Annotated in this window: 5 protein-coding genes; 1 reads left to right on the top strand and 4 read right to left on the bottom strand. The window is 70.8% G+C overall.

From position 1 onward, the window contains the following. Positions 1-30: 30 nt before the first annotated feature. The 3 genes from ACFFQA_RS34285 to ACFFQA_RS34275 form a co-directional block, all read right to left on the bottom strand. Positions 31-1,173: a hypothetical protein gene (locus ACFFQA_RS34285; RefSeq protein ID WP_377861341.1), complete on the bottom strand. Its 1,143-nt coding sequence runs from the start codon at positions 1,171-1,173 to the stop codon at positions 31-33. 166 nt (positions 1,174-1,339) lie between these two features. Further along, on the bottom strand, positions 1,340-2,359 hold the full coding sequence (locus tag ACFFQA_RS34280) for a pentapeptide repeat-containing protein (RefSeq protein WP_377861338.1): 1,020 nt from the start codon (positions 2,357-2,359) through the stop codon (positions 1,340-1,342). 127 nt (positions 2,360-2,486) lie between these two features. Continuing rightward, positions 2,487-3,392 (bottom strand): LysR family transcriptional regulator, encoded by a 906-nt coding sequence (locus ACFFQA_RS34275; protein ID WP_377861336.1) that lies wholly within the window; start codon positions 3,390-3,392, stop codon positions 2,487-2,489. Positions 3,393-3,967: 575 nt separating this feature from the next. On the opposite strand from ACFFQA_RS34275, the gene ACFFQA_RS34270 reads away from it, so the two are divergent. Next, positions 3,968-4,672 carry a type 1 glutamine amidotransferase domain-containing protein gene (locus tag ACFFQA_RS34270; protein ID WP_377861333.1) on the top strand — a complete coding sequence of 235 codons (705 nt, stop codon included), beginning with the start codon at positions 3,968-3,970 and terminating at the stop codon, positions 4,670-4,672. Between the two features lie 24 nt (positions 4,673-4,696). Here ACFFQA_RS34270 and ACFFQA_RS34265 read toward each other — a convergent pair whose 3' ends face one another. Further along, the gene (locus ACFFQA_RS34265) at positions 4,697-15,346 is read right to left on the bottom strand and encodes a protein-glutamine glutaminase family protein (RefSeq protein WP_377861331.1); all 10,650 of its coding nucleotides are present in this window, start codon (positions 15,344-15,346) and stop codon (positions 4,697-4,699) included. Positions 15,347-15,350: the final 4 nt, after the last annotated feature.

The raw sequence follows: 15,350 nt of genomic DNA, 5'->3' as shown, positions 1-15,350 counted from the left end.
CGTTCTCAGCTCGCCACGGACCGGTTTCGATCAGTACGTGATCGTGTTGTCAGAGAAGATGCTCTTGGCGTCCGGGTTCTTGTTCAGCATGTCCGCGCGACCGTAGTACTCCTCGAAGTTGGCCGGTCCTGCGTTGTCGTGCCGCGGGTTGTTGCTCCCATCGAGGTGGGTGACTGTCCCCTTCAGGCCGCCGCTTCCGGGATACGCCCACCACTCCAGCAATGAGCCCGCAACCCGGCCTTGCGTGTCGTCGCCGTCGTTCCAGTTCCGGTCCGGCCCGTTGACCATCAGGGGCTTACCAGGGTCGTGCGGCTCGTGGTTGACCAGGTCGACGGTGCCGCCGTTCTCGTCGACGTAGGCGTTGTCGCCCTTGATGTGACCCGCGACGGCGTCGGCGAACCCCTCGGTCCAGGCGCACCGCCTGGTCAGCTTCCGGTGAGCTTGGTGCCCGGCGCAGTTGTCGTCCGGCCACCACGTGTGGTCGAACAGCTTCCACATCAGGGAATGCCCCGCTTCGTGCAACACGATGTGCTGCGAGTCGGGTGACTTGTCGCTGAGGTAGACGGTGTTCTCGGCGAAGCGGTACTCGGTGGGCTCCGTCGAACCGGGCCACCACTTCATCAGGATCTTGCGGCACGCACCCTGCGCGTCGTTCGCGGTCCAGCACCCGGTGGCCGCCTTGACGACCGGGAACAGGTTGTTCAGCGTGTCGAAGGCGTGCCACGCGGGATCATCACCGCCCGTGGGCGCGAGCACACCGAAGTCGACCTCCGCGGCGGCCGGGACATCGGACAGCGACGCGGTGAGACCGTACGGGTTGTTGTCCTTGTCCAGGGTCGCCCACACGTCGTTCTCAGTGGCCAACCGGACGATGAGCCGGTTCAACCTCGATGCCGCGAAGCAGATTCGGTACTGACCGTCCGTTCCGGTGGTTCCCTTCGCGAGTTCTCCCAGGCCGCCGCCGCTGTTACCCAGCACGGTCACGCTGATGTGCCGAGCCATGTAGTACCGGTTCGGCTGTGTCGGAGCCGGCGGCGCGGAGAACTTCGCCCCGCCCTTGACGCAGGTGCTCGCGGGTTCCGCGCCGTGCGCGGGCACCACGCCGAGTACGGCGGCTGCCAACAGGATCGCGGAACCGCCCGCTGCGACTCGCCAACTGGAAGCGCGATACATGAATGGACTCCCCCGTTGTCGGTAGCCGAGGTCATCGCGCGCGAGCGCGTGATGCGATCATGTGCCCCAACGTCGAGCGCCAGCAGAACAGGGTTGCGACGCAACGAAAACGAAGCCCCTGCTCCGGTCGCGGCCGGCTCGACCGAAACGCCGACCGAAAAATAGATCAGTCGGGTCGCGGGGTTCCTGGTGGGCACTGGGAGGTGCGCACCTTCGACCGCGACCACGCGGCGCAGGCAGCGATCCGCGCGAGGACCCACGGGTCGTCGCGTAGCGGCTCGGGCAGGATCGTGTCCTCGTCGATGAGCGCCACGGACAGTTGCTCCGCCGTGAGCCCGCCGGTCTCGGTCAGGTTCGTTCCGTTGAGATGCGTACCGGTGAGGTCGGCACCGACGAGAACGGCGTGCCGCAGGTCCGCGTGACGGAGTCGGGAGCTGTTCAAGCATGCCCTGCTCAGCACGGCGCCCCGCAGGTCCGCGTGGTTGAGGATGGTTCCCGTCAGGTCCGCGCCGCTGAGGTCAGCTCGCCGCATGTCAGCGGCGGTGAGGAACATCCAGGTCAGGCGCGGCGCGTGCTCGAACTCGAACTCGCGGGCACCCAACCCGGCGAGGGAGGCGCGGATGAGCATGGGACGATGCGGCTCCGGTCGGACCGGCCGCCGGGCCAGCACGGTCATCGCCGCTTGGACATCCCTCGCGGGCCTGGTCCCGGGCTCGGGCAGATCGGGTTGGCCGGTGCGCTTCCACGGAGGCGCGAAGTAGTCCGTGGGATCCACGTTCCCCGGCGCGGGGGCTTGTTCGCAGATGAAGGCGCACAGCACCTCCAGGACGGTGGCGTGATCGCGCGGCGATTCCGCCATGACGTGTTCCAGCGCGTAGACACCGCCGAGTCGCTCCTGCACTGTGTCCGAGGCGAGCTGGGTCACCGCCTTGCCGAACCGGTCGGTCACCTGACCGCGCCGCGTCAGCGCGAAGGTGCGGGCGGCGAACGCGACACCGATCGCGGTGACCACCCCACCGCAGGCGAGGAGCACCGACTGCCGGACGGCGTTGATCGCGTCGGCCCGCTCCTTGCCGGGCAGGGAACGCACCGTGTCACCGCCGATGAGCCACGCCAGCGGCCCGAGCAGGACGACGACCACACCCACCACGCCGAGGAGAATCCCCAGCGCCTCAAGCACTTTCACGACCAGGCGACGTCCTCCTCCAGCGGAGGGCTTGCGTCGTGCCACACGTCTGCTCAACCAACCCCCCACACGACACGGCGGACTCCGGCCCCACATGGTGTCGCGGACCGCTGAGATGATCAAGCCGCTACAGCGCGCCCCACGTCCGCGCCTTGGCCAGCAGGTGATCGTGCGCCAGCGCGGTGGCCGGGTCGGTCAGTCCGCCGCGCCGCACGGCGAGGTACAGCGTGTTCAACGGCTGGACCTGCGGTTCGTGCAGCACCTCCACCGAGCCACCGGCCAAGGCGGGCTCGGCGAGGTAGCGCGGCAGCGCCGACACCCCGGCACCGGCGACCACCGCGGCGAGCACGGCACGCAGGTCGGGCACGACCACCGAGACGGGATTCGGGGGCCTGCGACCGAACTCCGTGCGCCAGTAGCGGCGCACGATCGGCAGGTCCTCGGCGTAGGCGACCAGGGGAAGGTGGCTCAGCGCGGCGGCGGGGTCGCTGGCGAGCAGGGCGCGGTCCACGGTGCGGGCCAGCGCGACCGGGCCGACCAGGATGAACTCCTCGTCGGCCAGCGGTGTCGCTGCGAAGGCGTTGCCGGGCGGCTTGATCGCGGAGACGACCAGGTCCAGCTCCCCCTCGGCGAGCGCGGCGAGCAGGGGCTGCGCCAGCCCGGTCACGACCCGCAGGCTCAACCCGCCCACGGCAAGGGGTGCCAGGGTCGGCAGCACCCGCAGCGCGAGCAGCTCGGCGGCACCACCGACCCGCACGACGCCCGAGGGAACACCGCTGTCGGCCCGCAGAGCCGCGGAGAGCTGGTCCAGATGCGGGCCGACGGCCCGCGCCAGGGCGTCGCCCCGTTCCGTGGGGACGACGCCTCGCCTGGTGCGGACGAACAGCGGCTCGCCCACCTGCCGCTCCAGCCGGGCGAGCTGGCCGGTCACCGCGGGCTGGCTCAGTCCCCGTCGCGTCGCCGCGACCGTGAGCGACCCGCCTCGATGCACCTCCAGGAAGGTGGCCAGCAGGTCGAGGTCCGGCAGAGTCATAAGCAAAGTGATAACACGTGACCAGGTTGCGCGACTCAATGAGCGCAAGGACACTCGAATTGCAAGCGCCTGACCTACACGTCATCCCGACGCCCCGAGCTGGCGCCGCCCCCGTACCCCGGTGTGCCCCGGCGTGCGCCTCAGCCGACTGACGCGGCCGCCGTACCCCCGTACCCCGGCGTGCGCCTCAGCTGACTGGCGCGGCCGGGGTTTTCGCGTTTTGTCACCTTGATGCGCAAAAGAGCGCTCCCATTTCGCATCAAGGTGACAAAACGCGAAACGGGGGCACGGGGGTGAGGAGCGCACGAGGGTGAGGGAGTGAGGGGGTGAGGGGGTGAGGGGCGCACGAGGGCGAGGGGGTGAGTGGGCGAGGGGCGCGAGGAGCGCGAGGAGCGCGAGGAGCGATGGTGAGGGGGTGGTACCAGGTGCAGGACGCGGAGTGGTCGTGGTAGTAGGTCTTGCTCGTCGGCCACTGCTCAGTCATAAGTCTGGTGATGACTGTCGTGTTGGGGGCGGAAGAAGCCCGGTGCGAGAGTCGTTGCCAGCGACGTTCACCCACACCACAGGAGCATGTGATGGCAAAGGTTCTGATGGTCGTCTCCGCGGCCGACTCCCTCACGCTGGCCGACGGCACGCAGCACCCGACCGGGTTTTGGGCCGAGGAGCTCGCGGTCTCGCACCAGGTCTTGCGCGACGCCGGGATGGAGGTCTCCTTCGCCACCCCGCGCGGAACCGCCCCCACCGTCGATCCGATCAGCCTGGACGCACGCGGCGGGGTCGAGCCCGGTGACGCCGACCGCTTCCGGGCACTGCTGGCCGGGCTCACCGAGGAGCTGGCTCACCCGCTGGCGCTGTCGGCGGTGGACGTCGCCGACTACGACGCGGTCTACGTCCCCGGTGGCCACGCGCCCATGGCGGACCTCGCCACCGACCCCGACCTCGGCAGGCTGCTGCGGGAGGCCGACGCGCAGGGCAAGGTCATCGCGGTGCTGTGCCACGGGCCGGCCGCCCTGCTGAGCACCACCCAGACCGACGGCGGCTTCGCCTTCGCCGGGAGGCGGCTGACCACCTTCACCGACACCGAGGAGCGCGAGGGCGGGGTCGGGGAGAACACCCCGTACTTCGTCGAGTCGCGGTTGCGTGAGCTCGGCGCGATCGTCGAGACCGGTGCGCCGTGGACCAGCAAGGTTGTCGTGGACGGCACGCTGATCAGCGGTCAGAACCCCCAGTCCAGCGACGCCACCGCCAGGGCCGTGCTCACCGCGCTCGCCGCGAGCTGAGCGACCGGCTCCGGCGTGCCCGGGTCAGGTGTCGCCCAGGACCAGGTTCCGCATCTCGTGGGACTCGCCCGGCAGGTGGTCGCCCGGCAGGTCTTCTTCCTGGTGCCGGACGGGCTCGGGGACCTGTGCCGCGTAGATGGCGGCGATCTCGCGGTCGTAGGCGTGTTTGGCGTCCCACCACGCCTGCTCCGCTGCCTGCTCGGCGCGAGCCGCCGCACGCTCCCGTTCCAGGGCCTCGGTGTGGCGCGCCAGGATCTCGGGGTCCGACTGCGGCGTGGGGCCGGTGCGGAGCCGGTGCCGACGGTCGACCAGGGAACGCAGCTCGGCCTCGGCCTCGGCCAGCCGGGTCCTCGCGGCGGATCGGTCCTCCGCGCGTTGGCTGGCGGCCGCGATCGCCTCGTCCAGCGCTGACTGGAGGTCCGAGCGTTCCTGGTCGGTCTCCGCCGCCAGCACGAGCGCGGCGAGCATGTCGACATCGCTCTTCGCGCCGGCCAGCAGCTTGGTGTCGGTGGTGAACTCCTCCCGCAGCTCGCGCACTCGCTCCTCCTGCGCGGTGATGCTCCGCGTCAGCTCGCGCAGTTGGCGATCCCGGTTCTCCCGCTGCTGCGCCGTCCGACCGTCCTCGGCGTCCAGCGAGCGTTCGGAGGTCTCGGCCCCTGCGCGGGCGGCCTGCTGCTTGCGCACTGCCTCCGACCACTTCTTTCCCTTGTCCGCCAAGTCTTTCGTCGCCTTGACGAGTGACTCCGGCAGGGTGTGGCCGGTCATGGTCTGCGCGTCGCTGTCGCGCATCCGCAGCGCGTAACCGTCGTGCACGCGGACCTCGCGCCCGGCGACCTTGCGGTCACCGAACATCGGGGAGGACGTCTGTCGCGCGACGAAGCGGAAGTCCGCACCGGAGAGCACGGCACGCGTCAGTTTCTCGTCGCTCTTGACCGCCGTCGCCGACTGCGGGTCCTTGGTCCGGTAGGAGTGGAGTTTCGCGGTCTTGGTGAGCTTCGCCGAGGGCTGGGACTCCAGCACCGTGACCTGGCGAGCGCCGGAAGCTCCCTTGTCGCCGAAGGCCTTGCGTCCCTCCTTGAGGTCGTCCTTGCCCGCCGGGGGCGCGACACCACCGGAACCGAAGGGCGCCGTCTGGATCACCTTGGCCCCGTGCCCGGTGACGACCTCGGACTCCTCCTCGTCGGTCGTGGACCGCGAGGAGGAGACCTCGACGGCCGCGCTGGTGCTGGCGAACCGGGGAGGACGCGGGAGCCGGATGTGCATCTCCAGGTCGCGGTCCAGCCCGGCGGGCAGCGAGAGCCGGAACGTCCCGTCGAGTCCTGCCGACAACGCCGCCTTCACCGTGGCCGGGGTGAGTCCGGCTCGCAGCGCCGCCTCGGCCTGCGGCGTCACCGTCGCCCCGGAGTCCCTCAGCGCCTGGCGTGCTGCTTCCCGCATGACCTCGATGTCGCCGAAGAAATGCTCAGCCCAGTAGGTGCCGGTCTTGGGCATCGGCGGCGCGGGCGTGCCGTCCTCGCGCTGCCCTCGCCAGTCCCGCAACGTGTCCGGGGACAGCTGGGTGGCAGTCACTCTCCTGGTGTCCTCCGCCGCGCCGAGCCTGCCGTCCAGCTCCGGTGTCGGGAAGGACTCCTCGGCGAGCTTGGTGATCCCGATCTGCCGGACCACGGGTGCCGAGGCCACAGTGCGGCCGTGCCGTTCGATGCGCAGGTCGACTTCCAGCCGCCCGCGGTGCTCGGCGACGGGGCCGCTGGTCTCGCCGGACTGGGAGTACTCGACAGCGGTGGTGTCGGTCTTCTTGCGTTCCCGCGCGCCGATCTCGACCTCGACGCCCGCACCGGCGCCGACCACGCCGCTGGCAGGTCCGTTCCCGGTCGTCGGCAGCGGCTGTCCCGGTGGCGGCGAGTCGGTCTTCTGTTTGATGCCCATGGCCGGGCGCGCCGAGGCGAGCAGGGTCAGCAAGGTGCGTCCCCTGCTCCGCTCCTCCTTGGTGCCCAGCTTCGCCGTGTTGGTGACCTTGAGCTTGCCGACGTGCTTGATGCCGCCCGTTGTGGGCGCTTCGGTGAACTTCGCGTCGACCGAGACGTAGTAGGTCTTGCCGCTGAAGCGGTCCTCCAGCCGCAGCGGCGCGATCTGACCGCCGTTGACCAGGCCGTGGACCATGCGGTTGGCGTCGGAGAGGAACCGCATGAGCTCGGCGTGGTTGGCGTGTCCGGTCTCCACCGAGCTGCTCGGCAGAAGCCGCTGTGCCACCTTCGCGCCGAGTTCGCGCGTCAAGTCCTGGCGCAGCAAGGGAATCTGCTCGGTCAGGTCGATCGGGTCGATCACACCGCCGAGTCCGATCGACGGCTTCGCCACCTCGTCCGGACGCAGTGAGGACGGCACGTGCACGCCTCGGTCGTCCGGGGGTGCGGTGAGCTCCTCCTCCTGGGGCGGCCGTCCGGTGCTCAGCTCCTCCAGCTGCTTGGGGGTGAGCCAGACCAGCGCGGACTCGGGCAGCGTGATGAGCTCCCCCGCCTTGCGCGGGTCTTTCGGCGAGGTGATGTCGAAGTCCAGGTTGCCCTTGCGCTGGGCCTCGGCGACGACGGCCGCGTGGATGTCGATGCGGGCGAGGACCTTCTTCTGCGGCAGCTCGGTGATGGTGAGCCGTTCGCCGCTCTCCAGCTCGCCGGTGGTCTTCGTGCCCCGGCTGACGCTGTACGGGGACGCCGACACCACGATGACTCCGCGCGGGCTGACCTCGTTGCCGCCGGTGGGTTCGGCGTTCTTGCTCGCGGGGATGCCGACGCCGACGACGTAGCCGCCGTACTGGTCGTTGACGCCGCCGGTGCCGGTGACCTTGCTGCTGCCCGCGATCTCCCGGGTGGCTTCCTCGTACTCCTCGGCGGTGACCTGGCGCGCCGACAGCGTCGGCTTGAACGACACTCCCACGGACGCGAACAGGTCCTCGCGGCGGCGCGGGTGGTGCAGCCCCTCGACCACGGTGGGCCTGCTGAACAGCCGGGGATCCCTCGTCAGCACCTCCGGGGCGAGCCGGTTGCCGAGGATGTCGGAGATCTTGCCGTCCCGGAAGCGGATGATCGGGTCACCGCCGGAGGCATCGGTGAGCATGTCGTGCGCGGACTGCTTGAGCGCGGCGGCGCCGGTGAAGGCGACCACCTCAACGCCGTCGAAGGACCGGGACGTCCCTGGCGGCAGCGACCGCGGCGCCGGTGGGCTGGGCAGGGGCTGGTTCGGGGGACGCTCCGCCTCCGGCTCCGGCCGGGGGTCGGTCCGGCTGACGTAGACCTCGGGGATCAGCATCCGCACGTCGATCGTCGTGCTCGGCGGCGCGGGCAGCGCACGGGACTTGGGCAGGCTCCGTCCGGGCGAACCGAAGCTGATCTTGCGTGCCGCGCGGTTGAGCCGGACGTCGGCGGTGATCTCGGCGCTGACGGTCAGGTCGGCACGGAACTGGCGGAAGGACCGGTCGCCGACCTTGCCGTCCTCGGCGAGCGCGTCGCCTCGCTTCCGGTCGAGGTTGGTGTTGCCGCCGGAGGTGACCGAGGCGGACTTGGACCACGTGCGAGAGCCCCGGACACCCATGAGGAGCACGCCGAAGAAGCTGGTCCGGGTGTTCCCGCCGAGACCGGCCATCACCCGCCCCTGGACGCCGCCGCCCGCGGTCAGCTCCTTGCTCCCGGTGCCCTCGCCCGCGACGACGTCCTTGGTCCGCTGGACGTCCTTCACCGCCTCCGCGTCCAGCAGGTCGCCGTCGCGGAGCTCGCCCATCGTCGCCTTGAGGGTGACCGTGGTGTGGTAGTCGTGCAGGAAACCCTTGCGCACCAAGGGGATCTCCAGCCCGGGGCCCAGCATGAGATCGACGAGGTGAGCCAGCTCCTGGTCGGACAGCGCCGTGCGCAGCCGGTCTTCCCGGGCCAGGATGTCGGCGACCTTGGCGGACAGCCCGCCGGAGAACGCCGGATCGTCGAACTGACGGACGAACTTGCTCGTGCTGAGGTGCCACCCCTTGCGCAGCGGCACCTTGCGCAGCAGCGGCGCGACGGCCTGGTAGAAGCCGTCACCGCTGGTGAACTCCTCGAACACGCCCATCGAGACCTGGCCGCGTTCGAGCTCGGCAGGTCCGAAGTGGGTCCGGTCCTCCCCCGAGCGGAACCCGTCGTCCTGGGCCGTGGAGTCGGTGAGCCCGGCGCGGTCGGCCCGGTCCTTGGTCGTCCACTGGTAGCCGGTGACCGTGCCGTTGAGCCTGCGACCGCGCATGCCGACCGGGCGCACCTCGATGTCGTAGACCAGCTCGTAGCGGACCGCGTCCCCGGTGACCTCGATCTTGTCCTTGCCCGCGATCGAGTGGTCCTGCTGGTTCTTGTGCCCCTTCTCCCCGCTGACGCCGAACGTCGCACCGACCGCCGCGGTGGCCTTCTGCTGGAAGTCGAAGCCACCGCCGACGAAACCGGACACCCCACCCTGGCGCTTGGTGCCGTTCCGGTCGGAGTGCGCGAAATGGTCGCGCCGGGTGTCGGTCGTGGTCACCTTGGACTTGGTGCCATCAACGCGCACCCATCGGGCGACGGCCCGCATCTCCACCGCGGTGCTCTTGGGCGACCATTCGAAGCCGCCGCGGTTGCGCCCCTTGAAGATCGGTTCGGAGCGGACCCACCCGGCGTCCGGGTTCGCCTCACCGTCGAACACGGCCATCTTCGGCAGCTTCGACTGGATGCTGGCGTCGCTGAGGAAGTCCCGCAGCACCTCGCGGCCGTGCGAGCCGATCGCGGTGGCGTGGCGGAAGCGGTGGCCGAGCCGGACGACGGTCTGGTCGAAGAAGGACGGGAACAGCCCGTGGTCGACGCTGACCGCCTCCACCGCGAACTTCTTCGGGGGTGGCGTGGTGAGCGGCCGGATGCCCTCGGCGGCCAGCCGCCGACGCCGCTGCGCGCCGACGCGGTGCGCGGACCCGTCCGGGGAGTGCCGGATCACGCGCGATCCAGCGTCGGTGTCCGAGGACAGCTCGGTGGGAACGCTGAGGTCCACCTCCGCCTGGGTGGTGGTGCGGCCGTAGCCGTCGGTCTCCGGCGACCGCACGCGGGCTCCGCGCTCGTTGACGAGCGAGAAGTCCAGCCGCACCGCGACCGTCACGTCGTGCGCCTTGCTCACCTCGACCTTCGTCGAGTCGCCGAACTCCTGTTTCAGCTCGGTGCCCACCTCGGTGGTCGGGGCGATCGGGATCGTCGGGTTGACCTGCACGATCAAGCCGGGCGTTCCGGTGAACCCCACCACAGGGCTGATGCTGTTCTCGCGGACGTCGGTGTGCGTCGTGGTCGTCTTGCGCTTGACCTTCGACGAGGAGCTGAGCGGGTCCTCGCTGGCGCGCAACGGTTGCACGTCCTGCCAGTCGAAGCGCGCGCCGATGGTGAACTCGTAGTGCTTGCCGTCGCCCTTGACGGTGAACGTCCTGCCATCGCCGAGCAGGGAGCCGATGTTGCCGTCCACCTGGCCCTGCACCGCTTCCACGCCCTCCCACTGCCGCACGTGGGGAGCGATCCGGCGCAGCTGCGCCTCGACGTCGCGGCCCGGTCCGCGGGTGGTGTCGAGCTGACGCGCCGGGCCGAGGGACCGGCTGTCCCGGAGGTAGGCGGACAGGTTGTCCCGCACCTGCCGCGCGGTCGGCGGCGGGTCCTGGTGGGGGAACTCCTGCCGAAGCTGCTCGGCGAGATCCTGGGCTTCCTGCTCCCCCGCGCGGTGAAGTTCTCGGGCGACCGCGAGAACAATGTCCTCACGGTGGTCCGGGTCTACGTTGGCGTCACCGAGGATGGCCTCGGCCCGCTGTGTCAGTGACTCGGCGACGTCGGAGCTGAGCTTGCCGATCGCTGTCCGGGCCGAGCGGAACTCGGCGGCGCGACCGGTCGGTTCGTTGTCCACTGTGGACTCTACGTCATCCCGCGTGCCTTGGTGCACGGGCACCTCACCGATGTGCAGCGCGATCACCTGGAGGTACCGCTCGGGCATCCGCACGTCCGGCATGGGGCGCACCTGGCCGTCCGGGGCGACCTCGGTGTTGCGTCCCATGAGGCTGCCGACGACGTCGAGACCGCCATCGCTCGCCGAGTACTCGTCGGGCAGGCCGATCATGTGACCGACCTCGTGCGCGTAGGTGACGGCGGGCTGTCCTGGCTGCCAGTGCGTCTGGTCGGTCCTTCTGTCGGTGCCGAGCCGCACGCGGTGGTGCACGGGTCCGTCGCCGGTCGCTTGCTGGATGCGGACGCGGAAGCGATCACCGTTGGGCAGCCGCAGATCGGGCGCGTTGAAGTGCTGGTCCACTCCGCGCCGCGCGTCCGCCCACACCGCGTCCCGGGTCTGCTGGTCCATCCGATGGTCCGGGTCCAGGTCGATGACGACGGTCACCTCGGTGACGGTGTCGCCGTTCTCGACGGCTCGCCGGACCTCGAAGGCTGAGCGCTCCACGGCGGTGCGACCGGGCAGTTGCCGGATGCGTCCCCGTTGGTGGACAGGCGCATTGTCGAGGTTGTCGCGCGAGATCGGCGGGACGTCCCGCGTCTCAGTCGGTGCGGTGGACGTCTGCCCGTTCTCGGTGGCGGTCGGTGGCGGGGCCTGGGGCGCGTAGTGGCCGGCGTCGAAGTCCACGAACATGTCGAAGTCGAAGGGCTGATCCAGGCCCATCGGCGCGTCCACCGCGATGTCGCCGAGTCCGGCGAAGGCGTCCGCGCCCCAGTCGATCGGCGGCATGAGCGCGATGTCGATCGCCAAGTCCTGTCCGGGCAGCAGCCCCGAGAGCATCTGGCGGATCGCGGGATTGCGGTCAAGGACCCCGAGCACGCCGACCGGCTCCTGCTCCGCCACCTGGGTCAGCAGCGGGAGCACGAGGTCGGGTTGTCCGGCCATCCCGCCGATCTGGGCGGTGATCACCGCGTCCGCCAGCGCCCGGTCCGCCCGCCGCTCGGCCGCGCGGATCGCGTGGTCCCGCAACAGGTCCGCGTTCTCCCGGACCAGCGTGTCGGTCTCCTGCAACGACCCGGGGGCCACCGTCAGCGGACCGGGGAACCCGTACGCCTGGGCGTCGGTGATCAGCGCCACCGCCTGCCCCGACGGCCAGGTCCCGTCCTGCCAGGCGTCCGGATTGGCCATCCAGTCCGCGAACAACGAGAGCTGGACGGTCTCCACGGAGCCCTCGAAGTAGCGGGTGTTGGTGTCGTTGAGCCCCATCTGCGCCAGCCACTGCTCGGCGCTGAGCAGCCCCGCCCCCATGGCCGGGTCGTACACCGCCCACCACGGGCCGTGCTGCCCCTCGACCTTCACCACCGCGGCGACGTGGTAGCGCCACTGCACCGACTGGGGCACCGCGCTCAGCGCGCCCTGGGCGTTGGTGGAGTAGACCTCCAGCAACGGGTCGACCCTGGCCGTGAAGATCTTGTACGGCCGCGCGCCGAGCTGCTGCAACGCCAACGCCGCGAGGTGGGCACGCAGGTAGCAACCGTCCTCGGGGTGGTCGAAGGGCACCGATGTGTTCCCCGAGGCGTGGTGATCGAACGTCAGGTTGCGCAGCTGCTCGTACCAGCTGAGGGCTTGTTCCTGGGACACCGGCGCGGCGCTGGAGGACCCGAGCCGGTGATCGACGTAACCGGACCCGGACGGCCGCAGACCGCGCAGGTCGTTGTCCAGCTCGCTGCCGAACTGAGTGCGGTAAGCGTCCTTCACCGCCCAGATCGCCTGCTGGTCGCGGCCGAGCTGGCCCAGCAGCGCCATCGCGGCGTCGAAGTCACGCTGCTGGACCCTCGCGCGCACGGCGGTGGCCAGGTCCTGAACCTGGTGCAGCTGCGAGGGGTTCCCGCCGGGCGGTACGGCGGTGGACTCCACCCTGCGGTCATCGGCGGGGTTGGCCATGAAGGTGTGCGACAGCCCCATGATCTCCAGTGCGCGGTCGTAGTCCACCCGCCGCAGCCGCCCACCCGCCACCGCCTCCGACAGCGGGTCGGCGAGGCGATCCGGGACCTGCTGGGCGTGGTCCGGCTGCCCCATCAGGCGATGCAGCTCCCCGAACAGGTGCGTGGTGTCCACCCGGGGCTGCCCCAGCAGCTGCACGACGTTCCGGAAGGGATCACCCGGCGCGGCGTGGCTCGCCTCCCAGGTGGTGCTGCCGTTCAGCTCGCCCGCGAAGTCGGCCACCACCGGGGGCGGCGCCTGCGGGACATCGACGTCCAGGGAGATCTCCGGGGTCACCCGCGCCTGCGGCGTCGCGGCCGGTGGGATCGGGCGCGAAGGCTGCGGTGCGGGCTGCGACTGGGTGTTCGGGGTGTTCTGGCCGGTCTGGGCGCTCTGGTTGGTCTGGGTGGCCTGGGGGTTCTGGGTGACCTGGGGGTTCTGGCTGGCTTGGGGGTTCTGGGTGGTGACCGGCGGAGCGACGGGGCCGCGATCCCCTTGCTCCGCTGCGGGTTGACCGGTTCCATCACTGTCCACATCGGACTCAGGAGCCGGGACCTGGTGCGGCAGAACGATCTCCGGCGCCGGGGTCGGCGTGACCGCGACCGGGGGTGGCGTCTGTCCCTGCGCGGTGGTCGAGGTTCCGCCGGGAGCGCCGTCGTGCTGGGAGCCTCCGCCCCGGACCGGCCCGTTCTGGTTCGCCCCGCTCTGGCCCGTTCCGCCCTGGGTGGCGCCGGTCGGGCTCGTCCCGCTGTGGCCCGTTCCGTTCTGGGTGGCGCCGGTCGGGCTCGTCCCGCTGTGGCCCGTTCCGTTCTGGGTGGCGCCGGTCGCGTCGACATCGGTCGGGTTGGTCCCGTTCTGGCTGGTGCCGGTCGGGCTGGTACCGCTGTGGTTGGTGCCGATCGTGGTGGTCCCAGTCGGGTCCGTGCCAGTCGGATTGCCGCCGTCCTGGTTGCCGCCGTCCTGGTTGCCGCCGCTCGGGTTGCCGCCGCTCGGGTTGCCGCCGCTCGGGTTGCCGCCGTTCTGGTTCGCCCCGTTCTGGTTCGCCCCGCTCGGGTTGGTACCGTTCTGGTTCGCCCCGCTCGGGTTGGTGCCGTTCTGGTTCGCCCCGTTCTGGCCGTTCTGGTTGCCGCCGCTCTGGTCCACGCCGCCCGGCGTCACGCCGCCCGGAGTGGTCCCACTGTGGTCCCCGCCGCCCTGGTCCGCGCTGCCCGGGGTGGTTCCGCCCTGACTCGGCTCGCCCTGGTTCGCCCTGTCCTGGTTCGCACTGTCCTGGCTCGCGCCACCCGGCGTCACGTCGCCCTGATCGGTGCCACCGGGCGTGGCGTTTCCCCGACCGGCTTGGCCGTCCTCGGCTCCGTTCTGGTTCGCGGTCCCTTGGTTGACGCCACCCGGCGTGACGTCGCCCTGGTCGCTCCCGCTGTCGTGGACGCCGCCCTGGTTGGTTCCCCCTTGGCCCACCGGGTTCTGGTTGGCACCGGAATGATTCGCGCCCCCCTGGTTCGCACCGCCCGAACTGCCACCGCTCTGGTTCGCGCCACCAGAAGCCGCGCCACCCTGGCCAACACCACCCTGGCCCGCGCCGCCCGGCGTGACGCTCCCCTGACCGGCGCCTCCCTGGCCGAGACCGCCTTGGTTCGCGCCGCCTTGGCCGCTCCCACCGTGGCTGGCACCGCCCGAAGCGCCACTCCCCTGGTCCGCACCACCAGATGCACCACCCGAAGCACCGCCAGCGGAACCGGACCGGTCCCCGCCCTGCCCACCAGAACCGCCCTGCCCACCAGAACCGTCCGAAGTGGACTGACCACCGGGGAGGCCGTTCTGGCCACCACCCGCGCCGAACCCGGCGCCGATGTCGTCCAAGCCGGAGATGTCCGGGACGTCGACCTCGGGGGTCGCGTCCGCGTCGGGGCCGATGCTGTCGCCGAAGTCGTCCGCGGCCTTCTGGGCGCCGCCGGTGAACGCGCCGCCGACGGTGCCCGTCCACACGTCGTTGAGGCTGTTGCCCAGGGCCAGGGCCGCGCCGATGCCCACCAGCGTGTCCGCGGTGGCCTCGGTGAGCCCGTGGAAGACGATGGTGTCCTCGAACTTCGGCACCCAGTTCTTCCCGGCCATGTGCATGCCGCCCATCAGCCCGCCCGCCGCCGCGCCCGCGATCGCCGACACCACGGTGTTCTGCACGTCCCACTCGGTGCGGTTGCCCTCCAGGAACTGGATGATCTGGGCGATCGCGTCCTGGACGACCTCCTCGATGCCCTCCTGCAGCGCCTCGACGAGCAGGCGCACGACCCAGTGCATCTTGGACAGGATGCGGCTGATCGCCACGCGGGCGCTGGTGATGATCGCGGGGACCAGCGGGGCGGTGAACGGGCTCGCCAGCGCCCAGGCGATCGAGGCGAGGAAGAACGCGATCTCGATCATCATCGAGTAGATCGCGTGCTCGACGTTGAGCGCGAGCTTCATCAGGCTGTCCGCCTGCCGCTTGGCCAGGTTCACCAGCCCCGGCACCGACTCGGCGAGGTTGCCGACGAACTCGCGGAAGGCGCGGGCCACCCGGCCGCCGACCGACTGCTCCACCGCCGAGGACAGCTCCACCAGCCGGGCCCCCAGCGACGCCAGGACCTGGGCGCTGCCGTTCCAGTTCTCGGCGAGCCCCCGGGTGGCGGCGACGTCCACCCTTGGCGCCTTCTGGCCCGCGAGCAGGATCCACGCCCAGTCGAAGTCGGGGTCGAACTTGATGTCCATCGGC

It is taken from the genome of Allokutzneria oryzae (assembly GCF_042429765.1).
GTDB classification, from domain to species: domain Bacteria; phylum Actinomycetota; class Actinomycetes; order Mycobacteriales; family Pseudonocardiaceae; genus Allokutzneria; species Allokutzneria oryzae.
Note: the sequence above shows the minus strand (reverse complement) of the source record. Positions and strands in the feature narration are given on the sequence as shown.